This is a genomic window from Rhodopirellula sp. J20-39, assembly GCF_057365095.1.
The window spans coordinates 5,689,115-5,707,929 of sequence record NZ_CP195123.1; the positions used below are offsets into that span (position 1 = coordinate 5,689,115).

Sequence of the window (18,815 nt, forward strand, 5' to 3'; positions counted from 1 at the left end):
TCTTACAGCGTATAAAAGACGCCTAAGCTCACGGCATACACCACCAACACACATAGCGAATCGACGCCCATTCCCAATACGGTTTTGTCGCGACGCTCAAGAATTCCCCATAGGTAGAGGCTAGTGACGACAATACCTAATGCTGCGAGGAAACCAGTCGATGGGTCCAACGCGTCAAAGATTGCTCCGTCGCGATAAGCGATTTCAGCGGGCAGGAAAAGTGCGATCTCAAGACTGTTAGTTCCCAGAATGTTCGCCGCCGCCATGCTATACGCTCCAAATCGGACCGCCGAATACGTTGTGCTGACTTCCGGCAAACTGGTCGCCAGCGCTACCAGAGTTGCACCAAAGAAGTTCTGCCCGATTCCGGTCTGCTCAGCCATCGCTTCTCCCGTTTTGGCAACAAAGAAACCTCCCACCAACACCGCGAACGAGGCTAACCCAAACAGACCGACAATCGCTTTGGTAGAAAAACTGGAGTATTTGTCATGATGCGCATCCTTTAAATCTCGAGCCGACTCCGGTGGCTGAGCAATCTCGCCAGTCGGTTCCCAACGTGGATGACCCTCGTAGCGATAGATCACCCACAACGAAGAAACGTACGCGACAAACAAAAATACCGGCCAAACGCCAATTCCACCAAAGCTGAACAATTCGCCGCTTGCAACAGCCGCGGATGCTAGTGCGATCATTCCGATCAACATCACACCAATCATCAATAACGACGATTGTGGCGAGAACAAAGTGAGTGGTTTACCTCGCAGTACACACGCATCGATCAATGCCAGCACCGCGATCTGCATCACCACGCCACCCAGCAGATTGGTACCCGCCAGCTTTGCTGCGCCCGAATAAGAAGCTGTTAGCGTTGTCGCCAGTTCCGGCAAACTGGTGGCGCCACCCAATATCAATGCGCCAGCGAAAGCTTCCCCCAGACCCGTGCGATCAGCGTAGATATCCACGTAGCTGCTTAGCTTGGTTCCCGCGAACCAAACGACAACGGCAGCGACCGCGAAGGTGACTGCATTGAACGGTATCGATTGCTCGGCAAAGTTCATGAGCATTGATTTTGCTCCCATTACCGGACGACGGGCGTCAAACCGCTACGAATATTGGCGGAGCGACTGGACCTAAGTCCTCCGGTACTTATTGCATCGTTTTTGATCATCTCACCAAAACGACCTCCGCCCTTTCACCGAAAGCCGACTAAGACGACTTAAGCAATCAGCGTGCCACGTGGCACAGCATTTGCGAACCGCATTTGTGAACTGCACAGCTACGTCGCGAATCGTCCTTCGTGGTTGAGGTACACGCTCTGCAGCCAGACGGCTAGCGCGGTTCAATTATGTCCTCCTTCCCAAGTTGAGAAAACGATGAGAACGTTACATCAAATCGCTATTGCTTCAATCTGTATTGCCAGCGCCACGATGGTCGGCTGCGATGGCTCGGCAGATGTTACTGATGACTCCACTCGATTAGAGGTCGAAGTCCCAAAGGTCGAGATCGGCGATGAACCTCTCGACTTCAATCCTGCAACGGATGGCGATGTTGATATCGACACTCCGGTGGATGGCGATTCATGAAAGCCAAGTGAGGAGTCGTAGCGTCAGGTTCTAAGGCTTCCCGTCTGCGACACCGAACGGCCCACGACGTACTGCCTCGCATCACCGCTGGCGGCTTACGCACCAACCCGAACGGAAATTGAACAACGCCATGAACAGTTCGGCATCGCAGTCAGCGCTTGATTCGGCGGGGAAGGGCGCTGATCGAATCGCCGAACTTTTCTACTGGATGACGGGCGGAGCAACGTTGATCTGGATCGTGGTGATCGGTTTGGCGATCTATGCGATGTGGTCGCGACGTGAACATCCGGTTCGCACGACAGGGTGGTTGGTGATCGGCGGCGGTGCCGTCGTGCCAACGATTGTTCTTACGGTGTTGCTGACTTATGGGCTCGCGATGCTGCCTGAGTTGCATCGTCCGGCGCCCGAGGGAAGTTTGACGATTGAAGTTGCCGGGGTTCGATGGTGGTGGCGGGTGACTTACACCGACGAGGCCGGCGAGCGTATCGAGACCGCGAACGAGATCTACCTGCCGGTCGATCAACCGGTTGAGTTCAAACTAACCAGCGAAGACGTGATTCACTCGTTTTGGATTCCCTCGCTCGGAGGAAAAGTCGACATGATGCCGGGACGTACCAATCGTCTGAAACTTCACCCGACACGCGAGGGAGTCTTCAGCGGCGTGTGTGCTGAGTACTGTGGGACGGCTCACGCGCAAATGCGTTTTCGCGTCGTTGTTACCGATCAGAAGACGTTCGACGAATGGCTTGTTAATCAAACGCAAAACATGGCGGTGCGGGGTGAGTCGTCCGGTGATGCGGAGCCGGATGGATCACGTCTAGCGGCAAATATGCTCGATGGTGAAACCACGTTTTTCTCGCGTGGCTGTTCCGCTTGTCATGCGATTCGTGGGACGCGAGCCGATGGTGTTGTGGGGCCCGATCTGACTCACTTTGGTTCGCGACTCTCCATCGCCGCGGGCGTGATGGACAACACGCCTGAGAATTTGACGCGATGGTTGGTAGACACGCATGGTGTGAAGCCCGGTGTGGAGATGCCCGAGTTCCAATCGCTTAGCGAAGATGAGATCGAATCGCTCGTCGAGTTTTTGGGAGCACTGAAATGAACGGTGCGCGATTAACGGTTTCGGTCTACCAAGCATTTAGGCTGCAATTTCGAAGTTTGCGGCACAGAGGGATCAATTTCCGATGAACGTACAGGCCCAGCGGTTACTCGACGCGTGGCGGACGCCCAAGGGGTGGCGGTATTGGTCCGCCGTCAATAATTCCGAAGTTGGACTTTGGTACACGATCACCGCGTTTGCGTTTTTGTTGTTCGGTGGTCTTCTCGCACTCGTGATGCGAATTCAACTCGCGTTACCTGAAAACGATTTTCTTACCGCCGAGCAATACAACCAAGTCTTCACGATGCACGGCAGCGTGATGATGTTCTTGTTCGCGGTGCCGATTCTAGAAGCGATCTCGATCTTGTTGCTGCCTCAAATGATGGGAGCGAGAGACCTGCCGTTCCCGCGATTGTCGGCGTATGGGTTTTGGTCGTTCCTGATTGGTGGCGTATTCGTTTGCGGGTCGCTGTTCTTTGGTGCCGGACCACGCGGCGGATGGTTCATGTATCCGCCGATGACGACTCAGTATCAAACCGATGTCGGAGTCGATATCTGGCTGTTGGGTCTCTCGTTCATTGAAATTGCGTCCATCGCCGCCGCGGTCGAACTGATCGTCGGCGTTTTAAAATGCCGTCCGCCTGGAATGCGATTGAACCTGATCCCGTTGTACGCATGGTACATCTTGGTGGTCGCGGCAATGATTCTGTTTGCTTTCCCGCCGTTGATTGCGGGTGACTTGTTGATGGAATTGGAACGGACGCTCGATTGGCCGTTCTTTGATGCGTCACGCGGTGGCGATCCGATGTTGTGGCAACATCTGTTTTGGATCTTTGGACACCCTGAAGTTTACATTGTGTTCCTGCCGTCGATCGCGTTGGTGGCGATGATTGTGCCCACGTTCGCTCGTACTCCGATGGTCGGTTACGGATGGATCGTGTTGGCGGCCGTCGGCACGGGATTCCTCAGTTTCGGGTTGTGGGTTCACCACATGTTCACCACCGGATTGCCGGGAATCACGATTGGCATTTTTTCGGCGGCTTCCGAAGCGGTGGCGATTCCCACGGGCGTGCAGATCTTTTGCTTCATCGCCACGTTGCTGGTGGGCCGTGTCACCAAATCCGTCTGTCTGCTATTTGTGTTGGCGGGACTCGCGACGTTCATCATCGGCGGTTTGACCGGAGTGATGGTTGCGGTCGCACCTTTTGACTACCAAGCTCATGACACGTATTTCATTGTCGGGCATCTGCATTACGTCTTGGTCGGCGGAACGATCTTCCCGATTGTTGCAGGCTTCTATTACTTCTATCCGCTCGTCACGGGGAAGTTGCTATCCGAGCGTCTCGGCACGCTCGCGTTTTGGCTGATGATGATCGGATTCAATGTCAGTTTTTTCCCGATGCACATCACGGGATTGATCGGGATGCCACGACGCGTCTACACCTATCCGGCGGGGATGGGATTCGACAACCTGAATTTGATCTCATCGATCGGAGCGTTCGTGTTGGCGGGTGGATTCGCGGTCTTCTTGTGGGACGTCCTGCGACCGAAGGGGAGGCAACCTGCGGCACCGAGAAACGTGTGGAACGCTGGCACGCTTGAGTGGTTGGCCGAGGTTCCGGACAAACCGTGGGGCATCCGCAGCATTCCAGTCATCAAGTCTCGATATCCGCTGTGGGATCAGGAGAATTTTGTTCGTGATGTCGACGAGGGAAAGTTTTACCTTCCCGACGCCGAAGAGGGTTTGCGTGAAACGTTGGTAACATCGACCGTGGAAGCGACTCCGATTCAATGCTTGCGAGTTCCCGGTCCGACGTTTTTGACTTTGTGGGCCGCGGTCTTCACCGGGGGAGTGTTCATTTTTGGGACGTTCCATTGGTACGTTGCGTCCATTGTCAGCGGCGTTCTCGCATTCTTGACGATCTTGGCATGGCTCTGGACGGGCACCGCGATCATTCCCGAAAAGACCGAGAAGGACGTCGGGTTGGGACTGACGTTGCCGACTTACGTTTCGGGGCCAGACGCGGTCGGATGGTGGGCCATGTTCATCACGATGCTGGGCGACATGACCGCGTTCATGTCGCTGGTGTTTGGCTATTTCTTCTATTGGACGATTCACGAAGATTTCCCACCACCGGAGGTCGAAGGCCCCGGTGTTTTGTGGCCCATGAATTCGGTGTTGGCAGCCTTGGGGGCTTGGGCGTTGATGTTGCTGTCGCGAAAGCTCAATCGACGCGTTTGGGGTATCAGATTTTACGTCTGCACGGTCGCTTCCTTTGCGTTGGCGTTTATCGCAGGCGGATCGTTGCTGGCTGGGCCTTGGCTGCACGCCATGGATCCGACCCACCATGTTTATCAAGCGTCTGTTTGTGTTTTGGTTTTATGGACCGTGGTCCATTTGGCGGTCGGAATGGTGATGCAGTTGTATTGCATCGCGAGACGTGCTGCGGGAAAGATGACGCACCGCTTTGACGCCGACGTTGTCAACGTGACGTTGTATTGGCATTTTTTGATGCTGACGGCGGGGATCACAGGACTGACCATCGCTCTGTTTCCGCTGGTGGCGTGACTCGCATGAACGATAATCAATCACCAGATGAATTTGAGACCGAAGACGGTAAGACTGCCGGTTCCGGGAAAGCGAGGGCATGGCGTCATCCCGTTAGTCTTTGGTGGCTGACGTTCGCGCCGCTCTGTTGGGCGGTTCATTTTATGGCGAGCTATTTGACGACGGCGATTTATTGCGCGAAGTTTGATCCACCCGATGGTGACGCGTTGCCTGTTCGGATTGTAGTTGCTGTTTTCACCGTCGTTGCACTGACGCTGATTGCGTGGATCGGACGGTCGGGTTTGCGAGTGCACCGGATGGGACAGGCAACATTGCCACATGACGACGACACGCCTCGCGATGAGCAACGTCTTATCGGGTTTGCGACTTTGCTGCTATCACTGCTCAGTGGTATTGCGACGTTGTACACGTCACTGGTCTTCGTGATTTTGGAGACATGTCACTGATGCGATTGGCGACTTGGAATCTCGGTTGGTTTTTACTCGGAGTCGCGTGGTTGGGACCACTACCGCGATTGGCAGAGAGTTCGTTTGCGGCGCACATGACGTTGCATATGTTGATCGTTGCGGTGGTTGCACCGCTCCTGTCGATCGCCGTCGCGGGGCTGCGTTACGATCCGGTGAGAAAGGTTCCGATTCTGTTTTCACCCATCCCCGCGTCGGTGGGCGAGTTGTTGATCGTGTGGGCTTGGCACGCTCCGGGATTGCATCACTGGGCACGTCATCACTTGCTGGGACTCGTCATTGAGCAGGGAATGTTCCTGGCGGCTGGGGTGTGGGTGTGGCTGTCCGCATTCGGTGGAAGTCAACCGCGAAGTCGTGGGCGAGCGGGCGCGGGCGTGATCGGACTTCTGTTGACATCGATGCACATGACTTTCTTAGGGGCACTGTTGGCGTTGTCGCCACGCCTGTTGTACCAACACCAACATGCGGGCTCGGGGCTGACGCCGTTGTTGGATCAGTATCTCGGAGGTGCGGTCATGTTGGTCGTCGGCGGAATCGCGTATTTGGCCGGGGGGCTTTGGTTGACGAGAGATTTGGTCCGTGGGGCGAGCTTCCAACTCGCGGACAAGTCGGTGGTGACGTCATCGCAAGCTGGAAGCTTACGCCACGAGGTGACCCAATGATGCGACGACTGAAGGAATTGGCAATTCTGCTCACTGCGCTCGGCATTCTCGGCGTGATCGTTCTCGTCTCGGGAATCGTTCCGATCAAGGCGAGTAGCGGGCACTGGCAGATCACGCGGTGGACTCTGGACTTCGCCAGCGATCGCTCCGTTGGCTTACACAGCACTGGTATCGACGTTCCGCCGCTGGACGAACCTGGTATGGTGCAGCTTGGAGCCGCGACCTTCGATAGCAATTGTCGTTGGTGTCACGGTGCCCCCGGTTTTCCTCATCCGCCTGTCGCAGCACAGATGACGCCTCATCCGCCCGACCTGACCGACGCCGTGAGCCAATGGGACGACGCCGAGCTGTTTTACATCGTTAAACACGGTATCAAGTTCACTGGCATGCCTGCTTGGCCAGACCAGAATCGTGATGATGAAATCTGGCCCGTCGTTGCTTTCCTGCGAGAGTTGCCAAACACGGATGCGAACGAATATTTGAATTTAACTCGGCCTCGCAATCTCTTGAACGAAGACCGCGTCACCAATCCAGCGACAGCACCCATCGCCCACCAAACTGCAACTCTATGTGCCGCTTGCCATGGAATCACCGGCAACGAACCACCTAGCAACCGTACGCCCGTCCTAGCGTCCCAAAGCGAGGCGTACCTGAAGAGATCATTGACCGCTTATCAAACCGGAAACCGATTCAGTGGCGTGATGATGCCGATTGCGAATCGAATGACAGAAGATCAAATAGATGGGTTGGCTAGCTATTTCTCCGGACAACCATATTCTGATCCTGATGATGTGGAAAAGGACGATCACTTGGGTGATGCAAAATCCGACGATTTGCGCCGCACTGCTAATCATGCGAGAATGCTCAAGAACGATTTGACGCACGATGCGTTGATCGAAAGGGGGCGCACGCTTGCCAATGAAGGTGACCTGTCCGCGAAGATCCCATCATGTGTTGACTGCCATGGACCAGGAGACATCATGCGGAGCGAAGAATACCCCAAGCTGGCTGGCCAACCTGCTCGTTATCTAAAACGACAACTTGAGCTGTTCGCAGAACGAAAACGAGGCGGAAGCGACAATGCATCGTTGATGCACCCGATCGCCAGTAAACTCAACGAGACACAACGACTCTCATTGTCGGCGTACTACGCGTCCCTCCGTAACAACGACAAGAAATAAGCCATGCTATCGCTCACGAAACCCAACGCTGATGAAATTGTATCTTTTCTTAGTCGACAAGCAACTCTGGACTTAACGTATCCCGACGTCGGCTCGACTGCCCGCGAGTTACCGAGCGGCTATGATCACAACCGCGTTGAGGAAGTAATTGGTCGTGGTGTGAACGATTTCCAAGTAGCGAAGAATGCCTTGCGATCTTGGAAACATGTTGACGTTGGTTGGGCAACTGCAATGCCGACGACGACACCAATCAGCGAAGGCAACACGATTGCCATCCGCGCTCACATCTTTGGAATCTGGGCGTTAGCAGCCTGCCGTATCATTGATGTCGTCGACAAAGATGAAGTAACTGAAAAACGCTTTGGGTACTCGTTCGGTACGCTCCCTGGACACCCCGAACAAGGCGAAGAACGTTTCGAGATCGTTTGCAACGCTGACGGCATTGTCACTTACCGCATCACTGCGTTTTTCCGTGCCAATTCCCTATCTGTAAGAGTTGCCTGGCCTTACTTGCGGCATCGTTTCAATCAGTTTCGCCGCCAGTCAATCGCTGCACTACGTCGAGAAATCCAGGACTCAACCTAAGTAGAACTCGTGATAGAAAGCCCACGAGTTTGACGCAATTAAAACACAGTCGACCGCCTGCATCTTTATAAAAGGCTCCACCAAGAATTCATAAGGTATACACGGCGACGGTGACTACGTCTCGCCTATAATCTGCTTGAAGCGAACGGAACAACCAACCGAGTTAAATGAACGTATCGAGTCCACAAAATTCAAGTGATTCGGACTTGTTGTCTCGTCCGTCACGTCAGACTCAGGTACAGCGCCGCAATCATTAGCAGTCTTACTGCACCGTCTCTACCATCAAACCATACGGCGAACGTCTGAGGCGAATGTCGGAAACGCGAAGAGGGTCGATTTCATATCCGTCGCGGTCAGGCCATGCTTCATCGCTAATGCAAATAGGTTGATAGTCTCTTCGGCTGCGGGTCCAAGCAGATGTGCGCCAAGAATGGCGTCGTTTTCCGAGTCGACGATAACCTTATAGCCAGCTACCGTTTTGCCCGTCTTGCGAACGCTGCCCCATGTCGAAGTATCGTCAAACCGCACGTCGATGCGCCGCCCGGATTCGCTTGCTTCTATTTCAGACATTCCGACCGATGCCAAGCATGGCGTAGTGAACACCACTTTTGGAACATCACCGTAGTCAGGCGTTCGCTCAGGCCGCTTAGCGAATAGGTTTTTGGCAACAATGCGGGCTTCCTCGTTTGCGACGGGTGTGAGTCGTGGCATCCCACTATCAGCACAATCGCCAGTTGCAAAGACCGCTTCGTTGCTGACACTTTGCATAAACCGATTAACACGAACTCCCTTCTGTGTCTTCTCGATGTTAGCGGCATCGAGTTGCAGATCGTCCAGATTTGGAACTCGACCCGCACCGTGGACAACTAGATCACAGCCAATTTTGGAGTCGTCATCAAGCATTACCGTTAAGCCATCGTTTCTCTCAACTGCCTTCACTTCCTTACCCAGGCAAAACTCAATACCACAGTCCCGAGAGTACTGCGTCAGAATCTCGACTAGATCCGGGTCGAAGCCGGTCAACACCCGATCTTCGCTTTGCACCACCGTCACTTGCCTCCCACTTCTCGCAACGACGTGTGCGAACTCCATTGAGATATAACCACCGCCAACAAACACAACCCGGTCGGGAACGCACTCCAGGTCAAGGAATGCATCACTGCGAGTAACGAATTCGGCACCTTCGATAGAGAGCGGAGCGGGCTTTCCACCGGTGGCAACGCAGATCCGCTTTCCGGTGAGCGTTTCACCATTGATTTCAAGCTGAGTCGGTCCCGTAAACCGGGCCTTGCCGAGTAGAGTTGCGATACCGTCGTCCTCGAAAGATTCCCGGCTTTTCTCAGCGACTGGCTGCGTAAACTCATTCTTAAAGGCATTCAAGCTTCGCCAATCAATCGAAACACTACCCTCGGCAACAAGCTGTCCTGTTGATCGGCGAACACGATCAACCAATGCGCCTGCGTTGGTATAAACCTTTTTGGGATTACAACCACGCAATGCGCAGGTCCCACCAAATTCTCGCGATTCGATGATCGCGACACGATGGCCTGCTTGGGCAGCATTCGAAGCCACCGTGCCACCGGAGGGCCCAGTCCCCAATACGATTAGATCAAAAGATCGATTGCTCATGGCAATTCGATGCCTAGCCCGTGATTGACGCGGTTGGTGAAGTTTGCCAACGCGACAGCAGCGGCGAGCGTGACCAATTGGCGATCGTCGAGAAATGCCTTGACGTCCTCAACCGTTCCTGAATCCACGTTAGCCTGATTCGTCAGTTGCTCCGCGTATTTCAGGACACTCCGCTCTTTCTCGTCAAACAAGTCAGTCGCATCCGCACTCATCGAATCGAGTTGCTCATCGCTCAATCCTGCCTTCTTCGCAGCTTGACGATGATAGTGCGAACAATAGTCGCACTCGTTGAGTTGCGATGCCTTGTAATAGGCGAGTTCGCGATACTTGGCCGGTAAATCGTTCTCCAAACCATCGTTGATCTGCGTGACGCCACCCAGCACGTCCGGTTGATGAGCGAGAGTACTGAAGAGGTTCAGCGACCTACCAAACTTTTCCTCGATCGCTTTAAGCAACGGCTTCGAATCTTCGGGGGCTTCGTCGATAGTTAAAGGTTTTGCGTAGGGCATGCTGTTATTCCTATATATGGTGATGCAATCAGGGACCGTCTGGGGTCCCGGCGTGATCGAGACTTCGTCTCGTGTTGGTCCTTCCTGAAACCTTGGTTGCACATTTACGATCCGGAAGGAGCGCCTGAAGTGCTGCAGAACACGGGCTTCGCAGGTAGCGAAATTCGGCATGATTCAGCAACTCAAGCATCACGCGTTTTGGACAGCACTTCATGGAACGGCGCTGTCCCGCGTGATTTAGCCTGACACAGGCCGCACAGCGGTTGCCGTGCGGCCTCCTGTCAGCAGGGGCTATTGCTGATTAACACGATCGCGGTTAGCCCGGCTTGGTCTATTTTGAGCATCCATTCTGCGTTGGACACCGTACCGCTTGTCGAGGTCGGCACGCCACTTTCGGTCGGCCATATTGGGCCAGTTGTCGTCATCAAAACCTTGTTGGCCTTCAAGTTGTTCTTGAGTGACATCTAAGACCAATACATAGTCGTCTGAATCGATGTCATCGTCACCAACTTCGTCGGGATCCACCTGAACCTTGAGTGCGTCAAACGGAACGGCAAACAACTTATCGCCCAACCCAAGGAATCCGCCATACGTGACGGCGACGTAATTGACCTTACCGGTCCGTGAATCCATCACGATATCATGAATCTCACCGACGCTCTCGCCGGCCGAGTTTTGGATATTGAATCCCATCAACTGGCTGACGCGGATGTTCGCACCCTGGGTCTTCGAATCCAGCTTGCCAGCGTCAGCACCTCGGCTCCGAGCGTTAACTCGATCCTGAGTGACATCGTCCTGCGCATTCACGGAACTGAGCGTAAGGCAGGCGATGGCCGTGGTTGCGAGTAAAGTTTTAAATAGACGTTTCATGGTTTCTCTCCAAAATGGGGGAATTGGTGAAATGGATTTGCCAACATTTTCTGCTGACTCGATCGGCCCTGCCACCGTTCCGGCTAGCCGAATTTTTCTCGTGTTTGCTAAGTTGAACGGGTTAGCAATTGCATGAACTTTGAAAGTCCTGAACTTGCTTTTCGGCTTCTTCTTTAGCGATGCCATAACGCTCTTGAACTTTGCCGACGAGTTCTTCTCGTTTGCCATCGACGACGTCGAGGTCATCGTCGGTCAAATCGCCCCACTTTTGCTGGGCTTGCCCTTTGACCTGTTTCCACTTGCCTTGAATTTGATCCCAATTCACTTGTTCGCTCCACGTATCTAGTAAGGAAGGGTTCTGTATCCAGAACCAATCACCGAGCAAGTCGCGGACCGAAGATCGACGACCGAGCCGCGAGTAACACGGATGTGAGCCAAAACGCCGTTTTGTTTGCAGCATCAACCGCAATTGTTGGCTCGAATAGAAGACAGCCAACTTGACGGACCAAATAGCTGGTCGCTCTCGGGTCAGGTGAACGCTATTCGTCCACCTCAGCGATAAGACGACGGATGATTGGCATCACCCACGCATTTCTCGGCTACTGCCGACGCCGATGCATTTCGGCAACCGTTCCAGCGAACTTCCGGTTACAGCGTTAGAACGATTACCAACTGGCGTATCAGTCGGGAGCGAGCGTCACTTGGCTAACGTAGTTCGATGCACAGCACTTCTTGATCATCGCGGATGTACCCCAATCCGTCCGCGATCGATAGCGATTGGCGTGTTTTGCCAAATAGCTTAGTGCGGCCTAATTCTTGATATCCGTCTGGCGTGGCTTTTACCAAGATCAGCTCCCCTGTCATCGTAGTAATCCAGAGCTTACCGTCCGCCAAAACGAGATTGCCCTTACCGAATCGAGTCTTTCGCCAGACAAGTTCGCCGGTGGTCGCTTCAATGCAGGTTAAGTGCGTAGTCGGACCGGCCGCTCCAACGTTATCGAACCCGTAAAGAAAGCTGCCTGCTCGCACGGACGTTTGCCACTCGTTACGCATCACGCTTTTGGTGTAGACACTTTCCCACCGTTCGTTTGCAACGTACTTGCCACCAGATTGCTCGACATCAATCAAAACGCAACCATGATTTTCGCCTGCGGAGACAAAGACGTCTCCACTAACCACAACCGGATTGGCGGTGTTGCACGCGTAGGGTGTCTTGAAGGGATAACTCCACAATACGGTACCGTCTCTAGGTTTGATGCCCAACACTTCGTTCCCCGTCACACTGACGATTTGTTCTGCGCCCGCAACTTCCAACAACACTGGCGATGAATATCCCGCCGGACCGTTGCCGGAGGACCATTGGAGATGCCCATCTTCCGCGTTAAATGCGGCCACCGCAGTGCCTCGTCCACCCACGTGCACGATGACTAAATCGTTGACCACTAGCGGCGAAGACGACATCCCATATTCGGATTCACTGGCTCCGCATTGCTCAAGTGTATCGGTCTGCCACGACAGTTCGCCCGTTTTCAGATTCACAGCCGCCAAGATCCCATCGCCTGTGAATGCATACACCTTACCGGCGGCTACCGCCGCGGTTGCTCGCGGACCATCGCCCTGGCCGTTGTTGTACTGCCGAGCCAAAGCGGTCTCCCAAACGAGTTTGCCGGTTTTCGCATCCAAGGCCACAAGCATTTGCTTGCCTGCTTTATTGCACGTTGTGATTGCCAGAGAATCCGCAATCGTAACGGCGGACATTCCTACTCCAGCAGGCGCTCGCCAGACAACTCGCGGACCGTTGTCAGGAAAGGCATCCAACAAACCGGTCTCAACCGACGTGCCATCACGATTCTGACCAAGAAACTGGGGCCAATCAGCTAAAGCGAACGAGCAGCATGCCCAAGTGATGACGACGGTGCCAAGAACCCGCAGGTTGAATGAACGCATGTTGTGTCTCGTCCGGAACAAACGAAATGGATAGTCAGATCCCTATCATAGCGCAATTCGATCACACATGGGCTTGCAGCGGACGACAAGGTGAGGCGTCCCATCAAACGCCACGTTTTCGTAGCAGTCGGTCGCACTATCAACTGCCGGTTCCGATCGAATACTTTGTTTAATGGGTTGCTGGCGACAGGTTGCCTAAACGCTCCATCGTCGCCCCAGTTGCCACGCATTCTGGTTCCGTTTAGAAAACGCCGGTTGAGAGTCACTTTAATCGGTGTGACTCCAGCCAAAACCGTTAGCACCGACTCCCTTTTAGAGCGAATTGAATCCGGATGAAAAGTATGAAGTTCCGCGGTTTTGATTTGTTTCACAACAATCAGGGCGCCGCCGAATCCATGGTTCGACAGATCGACGAGTTCCCGTCGTTCTTTACGCCTAAGGGAGACCGACCGCTGATCGTGGACTGCGGGGCCAACATCGGTGTCTCGGCGTTGGAATGGAAGTCTCGCTGGCCTCAAGCTGAGATTATCTGCTTCGAACCTGATCCGTTTGCAAGCAAGATTTTGCAAATGAACATCGATCGGAACGATATCGCTGGCATTCAATGTGTCCATGCGGCAGTGTCGGACTGCGACGGCACGGTCGAGTTCTATGGCGATCTATCGCCCACGGCCGACGCTCGTGGAAATTCATTGGAAGCGGCGTGGGCCGATCGGGACGGCAGTTCGCAAACAAGCGTTCGCTGCACGCGACTTTCACCCTACATCGCCGACCGAGACGTTAGCTTTCTAAAGCTTGACATCGAAGGTGCGGAACAACGCGTGTTGAGTGAAATCGCTCATTGTCTGGATCGAGTGGAAGCCCTCTATGTCGAGGTGCATGAAACGGACGCGAGTCTGGATGTGAACTCGCTAGTCGTCATCGAAACGATGCTAGCCGACGCTGGGTTCACCATCGAAAAAGAACCTCGGTACAGCGAACACGCGCTACCAGAATCTCTCGATGATTGGCGTCAGGAGGCGAACGCTGTATTGACCCAACTTCTTTGCTGGCGGTAGGCGGTAGGGTGCGTGCTAGCACGCACCCTACGAAATCAAAACAACTGACGATACGCCCACGACAGCAAATTGTGTATGTTCAAGTATTGAAAGACGAACAGGTTTTGATTTGAGGTCGTGCGTGCTAGCACGCACTCTACTTAGATGGGGGCGGTCAATGAGCGAGTACCGGAGATGGCGGGTCGCCGGCGGGATATTCTTCTTTACGATCGTCACGCACGAACGAAAACCACTGTTCGCCGAACAGGTAGCCCGACAATTTCTCCGCGAATCGATGATCGATGTGAAACATCGGCGACCATTCGAGATCCCGGCGATCGTACTGTTGCCGGACCACTTCCATTTTTTAATGCAACTGCCGGAGAAGGACTCGGATTATTCCGTCCGCATTCGTCAGTTCAAAACGTTGTTCACACGGCGACTGGCACAAACACGGAACACCCAGCAAAATCTTTCCGCAAGTCGCACGAGCCGTTCCGAACACAGTATTTGGCAGCGGCGGTTCTACGAACACTTCGTTCGAGACGAGAAAGACTTTCATCGTTGTGCTGACTATATTCACGTCAACCCGGTTAAACACCGCTGCGTTAAACGGGTGATCGATTGGCCTTGGTCTAGTTTCCACCGCTGGCTCGCCGAAGGCTACTACCAACCTGGATGGGGAGACGGATCCGATTGGTTTGGCGACGAATTCAAAAAGTTTGGGTAGGGTGCGTGCTAGCACGCACCCTACTTTAGCTTTTCACTACAGCGAGTCTCAAGAGTTCTTTCAGACGCGCCGGATCGGTGGCAGAGACCTTGGCAACGAAGCCGCGTTTGTGTGCGAACAATACTTCGTCGTTTGATTCGATCTGCGAGAAGTCCAATCGCTGACTGTCGTTGTAACGCGACAATCCATAACCATTTCCACGGCGATCGGGATAGACCATCGCATGGACCTCATTCTCCTTCCCTTCGCTCTCGATGAACGCGTAAACTCCGAACGAAGGGTCATCGGAAATCGTGTTGTCCTTCTCCAAAAACAGAGCCTGAATAGGCTCGCCGTCAGTTTCGATCATCCAGTACTGGCCATGCGTTTTTAGATAATCCAGTCGTTTGCGAAGCGTCTTCAAGTAGCTAACAATGTCTTCGCCCACCATGCACATGACTTGATAGATCGCACTACTAGGATCGAGTTCGGTTTGGTTTGCAAACCGGTTCAGCAAGGTGATGTCAACCGGCGAGTTCAGAGCCCCTAAGGCCGTACGAGGAATTCCCATCAAGCGAGCGGCTTCGTTGGGGCCTAAAGAATCGAGCCATTCCGCGGGACGGAGCCAAGCACAAAACGACAACGCGTCTTCGTAAAGCCCCATGCTTTGCAGCACCAGCGATAAGGCACAAAGCGGCGGCGCATCACGTGGGAATTGATGATGGTCATAATTGTTGAATTCAGCATCGTGAACACCACCGACGTCTACAACGCAAATTGCTGGGTTGGCTAAGTCATCTTCCGTTGGCTCGCGACGCCGGATCGGAACCCCATGCATGTGCGCCAGCAGACTACAGGCAAGAAAATCATCCTTATGGGCTCCGCCCGGATGGGTCACGATCAGCTGCACGGTCATGGAGTGCCGGTATTCAGATTGGGATTTGGATTTGAAATCATTCAGCACAAAAACATAACCGCAAATAGGTTCGCTGGAACCTATGGCACACTCCATACAGAGTTGAAATGGCTAGGAATGACGCTTTCCGCTTACCCCTGCTGTTTAGTCCCAGCCTATTCGAGACGGCTGTACTGCACTACGGAATCTTCAGTTGCCGCTGGTAGACCGCTGAACCGTTAGTGATGAAGAGGATGTCAAGATTTTTGCCAGCTAACGCACAACTGGTTAGCGGTTTGGACTTGTCAGGTTTGGGAAGCAAGCCGCACGGACGTCCGGTGGGATCAAATATTTGGACACCAAGGTCGCTGGTGACATAGTACCGGCCCGCTTTATCGACATTCATCCCATCGCCGCGGGAAACGGAGTTGTAAGGGGGTGGTTCGTTGAAACTGAACTCACCCTTTGAGTCGATCGGAAGACGCATGGGCATGGTTGGTAGCTTGGCATCCAATTCGCCACCCGCGTTGACGCGGAAGGTCCACGTGTACGGACCACCGTGATCCGAAACGGCAAGCGTTCCGCCATCATTGGACAGCGCAATGCCGTTAGGACGCGTGATCCCCGTGTCAACGACGGAGACTTTTCCCGTCTTGATATCGATTCTTGTAACCTGCTTCGCTTTTGTCTCGGTGATAAAGATGAAGCCATCTCGAGAGATCGCCATGTCGTTGGGTTGGACATCAGAAGCAACGACCTTCACATCGCCATTGGTGACGTCAATGTTGATCACACGTTGTTGACTTCCTTGGCAGGCGTATAGCAGACCATCCGGACCGAACTCCAAACCGCTAACGGCTTCCTTCGCAATCACCGATTTCTCGCCGCTGATCGCGTCGATGCGGTAAACCGCCGGTGCTCTCATGTCACAAAAGAAGAAGTTGCCTTCCTCGTCGCTGCATGGAGCATCCGCAAAGCCAAGGTCTCGGGCCACAACCTCCCATGACTCGCCCGGCACCAATAGATTCAACAAGGTGAGATCACCGCGAAGGTCGTCGCTTGTATCGATCTTTGGAACGTGAGGTTGGTGACGCCACAACCACTTCATCGCGTCAGGAAAACGAGAACTACCGAAATCGGCATTGTGCATATAGCCTTCAGCCCAGTCGAAGCGGGCGTCATAGCCCATGTAGTTCAGCGACGATGCCATTTGTTGGTTCGCGATCGGCCAGCTTCCGAACGCGTTATCGATATCGCCGCTCGTATCAGCCATGTAGACACGGATAGGTTTCGGCTCCGTCTTGCGAACCAGTCCCGCGTAGGCATCACCGCCACGTAGATTTGTGAAGCTACCCACGCTGGAGTAAACCTTTTGGAATTGATCGGTTCGTTCCCAAGCGACCGTGAAAGCACAGATTGCCCCGGAGCTGGATCCACCGATCGCACGCATCTGGGGATCTTTGGAAATGTTGTAGCGAGCCTCCACTTCCGGAAGAATTTCACTGAGCAGGAAGTTCGCATAGCGGTCCCCCAAGCTGTCGTATTCGTAGCTACGGTTGGACGACTTGTTACCTTTGCGTGGCTTCGACTTGTGATGGCCGGGATTCAAGAAAACAGCAATCGTAGGCGGCATATCGCCGCGTGCGATTAGATTGTCAAACACGATTGGAATTCGCCAGCGTCCCTTCACGTCCCGTAATCGCTCACCATCTTGGAAAACCATCAACGCGGCGGGCGTGGTTTTGTCGTATTGAGCGGGAACATAAATAGCCCAGTCACGAATCGTGTCGTGGAATATCTTGGATTCCCAAGGCTTCATGACCTCGACAGTTCCGTGAGGCACATCATCACGTGCAACAGCATCCGGGTGCGGCTCCCATGCCGGCTTGGTTGCTGTGGAAGGGAGATTAGTCGACTCGGCGTTATCATCCCACAACCAACGCAATGCACTTGGCAATTCCAGGCCGCCCCACTTGCCACTATGACCGCCATCGGTCATCACCAGTTTGTAGGTATAACCTGCATACTGAAGAGCCGCGGCGAGCGAGCGATTTCCTAGTGGCCAATTGCCATGCAGGTTACTGAGATCGTCTTTACCTTCTTGCAAATAAACCTTGATCGGTTTCGGGCTCTCTTTCGTTTTACGAACCAAGCCGGGATACGCCCAACCGCCACGGATGTTGGTGAAGCTGCCGATATGACTGAGAACCTTGCCGAATTGTCCCGGTTTCTCCCAAGCGACCGTGAAAGCACAAATGCCGCCTGACGAGATCCCGCACACGGCGCGGTCGGCCGGTTCGTCGGAAACGTTGATTCCCTCAAGTGCCACCGGTAAGAACTCGTCAACGAGAAAGTTTGCGTATCGGTCACCTAGCGAATCGTATTCAAACGAACGGTTGCTTCGATTCGCGGCGTCTTTTTGCGTTGCAGGAATCGTACCGGGATTCACGAACACGGCCACCGTGACCGGCATCTGCTTCTGATGGATTAGATTGTCAAAGACAATGGGAACACGAAACGAACCATTGGGTTTGGCATAGTTCATGCCATCCATGAACACCATCAAGTTGGCCGGCTGATCGGGGCTGTATTGCGCCGGCACATAAACCTGGAAATCTCGTCGCGTACCAGGAAACAGCTTGCTCTGCTCAAACACGCCTTTAGTTAGCTTGCCAACGGGAACACCCCTTCGCACCTCGCGATCACTCTTTCCGGCGACAGATTCCTGAGCTGAACAGCGTTGGGAGAATCCCATTAGAAGGATGAATGCACCCCAAGCGAAGGAGTTAAGTAGAAGCAAATGCAAAGTTCGTATCATCGAAAGTTGTCGCCTGGGGATGGAAGGGGGAGGTATCACGACACAGGTCACCGCACCGATGGTGACCGGTGACCGGAAGCAGAGCCTTTTGACGCGGCCAGGAATCCGAGCTGACGTCGGGGGAGAGACGTCGTGAATTCGTCGACGTTTTTACGCTACTTCAGAATTGAGAACCGGTAAGGAACCCCGGTATCTTAACCAAAACCCAACTCAGAGGTGTGCGGTGCAACTCTGGGCGTCGCGGCCGCTAGAAAA

Annotated in this window: 17 protein-coding genes; 9 read left to right on the forward strand and 8 right to left on the reverse strand. The window is 53.8% G+C overall.

Annotated elements, in window-relative coordinates:
• Window positions 1-2: 2 nt before the first annotated feature.
• Window positions 3-1,064, reverse strand: a complete 1,062-nt coding sequence (locus ACR3ZL_RS20665) for a sodium:calcium antiporter (protein WP_473651204.1) — start codon at window positions 1,062-1,064, stop codon at window positions 3-5.
• Window positions 1,065-1,373: 309 nt separating this feature from the next.
• Here ACR3ZL_RS20665 and ACR3ZL_RS20670 point away from each other — a divergent pair, with 309 nt between their 5' ends.
• The 7 genes from ACR3ZL_RS20670 (at window position 1,374) to ACR3ZL_RS20700 (ending at window position 8,146) form a co-directional block, all read left to right on the forward strand.
• Window positions 1,374-1,583, forward strand: a complete 210-nt coding sequence (locus ACR3ZL_RS20670; protein WP_473651203.1) for a hypothetical protein — start codon at window positions 1,374-1,376, stop codon at window positions 1,581-1,583.
• A 130-nt stretch (window positions 1,584-1,713) separates the two neighbouring features.
• Window positions 1,714-2,688, forward strand: a complete 975-nt coding sequence (gene coxB, locus ACR3ZL_RS20675) for a cytochrome c oxidase subunit II (RefSeq protein ID WP_473651202.1) — start codon at window positions 1,714-1,716, stop codon at window positions 2,686-2,688.
• An 82-nt stretch (window positions 2,689-2,770) separates the two neighbouring features.
• On the forward strand, window positions 2,771-5,254 hold the full coding sequence (gene ctaD, locus ACR3ZL_RS20680; protein WP_473651201.1) for a cytochrome c oxidase subunit I: 2,484 nt from the start codon (window positions 2,771-2,773) through the stop codon (window positions 5,252-5,254).
• Between the two features lie 5 nt (window positions 5,255-5,259).
• Window positions 5,260-5,700 carry a transmembrane prediction gene (locus tag ACR3ZL_RS20685; RefSeq protein ID WP_473651200.1) on the forward strand — a complete coding sequence of 147 codons (441 nt, stop codon included), beginning with the start codon at window positions 5,260-5,262 and terminating at the stop codon, window positions 5,698-5,700.
• Entirely contained in the window at window positions 5,700-6,380 is a 681-nt protein-coding gene (locus ACR3ZL_RS20690) for a cytochrome c oxidase assembly protein (protein WP_486173601.1), read from the forward strand. Before ACR3ZL_RS20685 ends, ACR3ZL_RS20690 begins: the two co-directional genes overlap by 1 nt.
• Window positions 6,377-7,561 carry a c-type cytochrome gene (locus tag ACR3ZL_RS20695; RefSeq protein ID WP_473651199.1) on the forward strand — a complete coding sequence of 395 codons (1,185 nt, stop codon included), beginning with the start codon at window positions 6,377-6,379 and terminating at the stop codon, window positions 7,559-7,561. The genes ACR3ZL_RS20690 and ACR3ZL_RS20695 overlap by 4 nt, the downstream gene beginning before the upstream one ends.
• Before the next feature lie 3 nt (window positions 7,562-7,564).
• Window positions 7,565-8,146, forward strand: a complete 582-nt coding sequence (locus tag ACR3ZL_RS20700) for a DUF1990 domain-containing protein (RefSeq protein WP_473651198.1) — start codon at window positions 7,565-7,567, stop codon at window positions 8,144-8,146.
• 282 nt (window positions 8,147-8,428) lie between these two features.
• On the opposite strand, the gene ACR3ZL_RS20705 is transcribed toward ACR3ZL_RS20700, so the two are convergent.
• From ACR3ZL_RS20705 to ACR3ZL_RS20725, 5 genes are all read right to left on the reverse strand, one after another.
• Window positions 8,429-9,775, reverse strand: coding sequence for a dihydrolipoyl dehydrogenase family protein (locus tag ACR3ZL_RS20705; RefSeq protein ID WP_473651197.1), 1,347 nt, complete (start codon window positions 9,773-9,775; stop codon window positions 8,429-8,431).
• Complete coding sequence (locus ACR3ZL_RS20710; protein ID WP_473651196.1) at window positions 9,772-10,284, reverse strand: carboxymuconolactone decarboxylase family protein; 513 nt, start codon at window positions 10,282-10,284, stop codon at window positions 9,772-9,774. Before ACR3ZL_RS20710 ends, ACR3ZL_RS20705 begins: the two co-directional genes overlap by 4 nt.
• Window positions 10,285-10,575: 291 nt before the next feature.
• On the reverse strand, window positions 10,576-11,154 hold the full coding sequence (locus tag ACR3ZL_RS20715) for a PRC-barrel domain-containing protein (RefSeq protein ID WP_473651195.1): 579 nt from the start codon (window positions 11,152-11,154) through the stop codon (window positions 10,576-10,578).
• Window positions 11,155-11,275: 121 nt separating this feature from the next.
• On the reverse strand, window positions 11,276-11,614 hold the full coding sequence (locus tag ACR3ZL_RS20720; protein WP_473651194.1) for a CsbD family protein: 339 nt from the start codon (window positions 11,612-11,614) through the stop codon (window positions 11,276-11,278).
• A gap of 245 nt (window positions 11,615-11,859) precedes the next feature.
• Window positions 11,860-13,101: a PQQ-binding-like beta-propeller repeat protein gene (locus ACR3ZL_RS20725; protein ID WP_486172928.1), complete on the reverse strand. Its 1,242-nt coding sequence runs from the start codon at window positions 13,099-13,101 to the stop codon at window positions 11,860-11,862.
• A gap of 332 nt (window positions 13,102-13,433) precedes the next feature.
• On the opposite strand from ACR3ZL_RS20725, the gene ACR3ZL_RS20730 reads away from it, so the two are divergent.
• Both ACR3ZL_RS20730 and ACR3ZL_RS20735 read left to right on the forward strand, forming a co-directional pair.
• The gene (locus tag ACR3ZL_RS20730; RefSeq protein ID WP_473651192.1) at window positions 13,434-14,159 is read left to right on the forward strand and encodes an FkbM family methyltransferase; all 726 of its coding nucleotides are present in this window, start codon (window positions 13,434-13,436) and stop codon (window positions 14,157-14,159) included.
• 157 nt (window positions 14,160-14,316) lie between these two features.
• Window positions 14,317-14,868, forward strand: coding sequence for an REP-associated tyrosine transposase (locus ACR3ZL_RS20735; RefSeq protein WP_473651191.1), 552 nt, complete (start codon window positions 14,317-14,319; stop codon window positions 14,866-14,868).
• Between the two features lie 25 nt (window positions 14,869-14,893).
• Here the strand turns inward: ACR3ZL_RS20735 and ACR3ZL_RS20740 are convergent, their stop codons facing one another.
• Complete coding sequence (locus ACR3ZL_RS20740; protein ID WP_473651190.1) at window positions 14,894-15,763, reverse strand: MYG1 family protein; 870 nt, start codon at window positions 15,761-15,763, stop codon at window positions 14,894-14,896.
• Window positions 15,764-15,941: 178 nt separating this feature from the next.
• The gene (locus tag ACR3ZL_RS20745) at window positions 15,942-18,497 is read right to left on the reverse strand and encodes an alpha/beta hydrolase-fold protein (protein ID WP_473651189.1); all 2,556 of its coding nucleotides are present in this window, start codon (window positions 18,495-18,497) and stop codon (window positions 15,942-15,944) included.
• Window positions 18,498-18,815: the final 318 nt, after the last annotated feature.

What these genes read in the sequence shown, in the direction of transcription:
- ACR3ZL_RS20695 (WP_473651199.1), top strand. Translation starts at nt 6,377, where the DNA reads ATGATGCGACGACTGAAGGAATTGGCAATTCTGCTCACTGCGCTCGGC.
- ACR3ZL_RS20715 (WP_473651195.1), bottom strand. Translation starts at nt 11,154, where the DNA reads ATGAAACGTCTATTTAAAACTTTACTCGCAACCACGGCCATCGCCTGC.
- ACR3ZL_RS20710 (WP_473651196.1), bottom strand. Translation starts at nt 10,284, where the DNA reads ATGCCCTACGCAAAACCTTTAACTATCGACGAAGCCCCCGAAGATTCG.
- ACR3ZL_RS20720 (WP_473651194.1), bottom strand. Translation starts at nt 11,614, where the DNA reads ATGCTGCAAACAAAACGGCGTTTTGGCTCACATCCGTGTTACTCGCGG.
- ctaD (WP_473651201.1), top strand. Translation starts at nt 2,771, where the DNA reads ATGAACGTACAGGCCCAGCGGTTACTCGACGCGTGGCGGACGCCCAAG.
- ACR3ZL_RS20730 (WP_473651192.1), top strand. Translation starts at nt 13,434, where the DNA reads ATGAAAAGTATGAAGTTCCGCGGTTTTGATTTGTTTCACAACAATCAG.
- ACR3ZL_RS20665 (WP_473651204.1), bottom strand. Translation starts at nt 1,064, where the DNA reads ATGCTCATGAACTTTGCCGAGCAATCGATACCGTTCAATGCAGTCACC.
- ACR3ZL_RS20670 (WP_473651203.1), top strand. Translation starts at nt 1,374, where the DNA reads ATGAGAACGTTACATCAAATCGCTATTGCTTCAATCTGTATTGCCAGC.
- ACR3ZL_RS20685 (WP_473651200.1), top strand. Translation starts at nt 5,260, where the DNA reads ATGAACGATAATCAATCACCAGATGAATTTGAGACCGAAGACGGTAAG.
- ACR3ZL_RS20705 (WP_473651197.1), bottom strand. Translation starts at nt 9,775, where the DNA reads ATGAGCAATCGATCTTTTGATCTAATCGTATTGGGGACTGGGCCCTCC.
- ACR3ZL_RS20700 (WP_473651198.1), top strand. Translation starts at nt 7,565, where the DNA reads ATGCTATCGCTCACGAAACCCAACGCTGATGAAATTGTATCTTTTCTT.
- ACR3ZL_RS20725 (WP_486172928.1), bottom strand. Translation starts at nt 13,101, where the DNA reads ATGCGTTCATTCAACCTGCGGGTTCTTGGCACCGTCGTCATCACTTGG.
- ACR3ZL_RS20735 (WP_473651191.1), top strand. Translation starts at nt 14,317, where the DNA reads ATGAGCGAGTACCGGAGATGGCGGGTCGCCGGCGGGATATTCTTCTTT.
- ACR3ZL_RS20690 (WP_486173601.1), top strand. Translation starts at nt 5,700, where the DNA reads ATGCGATTGGCGACTTGGAATCTCGGTTGGTTTTTACTCGGAGTCGCG.
- ACR3ZL_RS20745 (WP_473651189.1), bottom strand. Translation starts at nt 18,497, where the DNA reads ATGGGATTCTCCCAACGCTGTTCAGCTCAGGAATCTGTCGCCGGAAAG.
- ACR3ZL_RS20740 (WP_473651190.1), bottom strand. Translation starts at nt 15,763, where the DNA reads ATGACCGTGCAGCTGATCGTGACCCATCCGGGCGGAGCCCATAAGGAT.
- coxB (WP_473651202.1), top strand. Translation starts at nt 1,714, where the DNA reads ATGAACAGTTCGGCATCGCAGTCAGCGCTTGATTCGGCGGGGAAGGGC.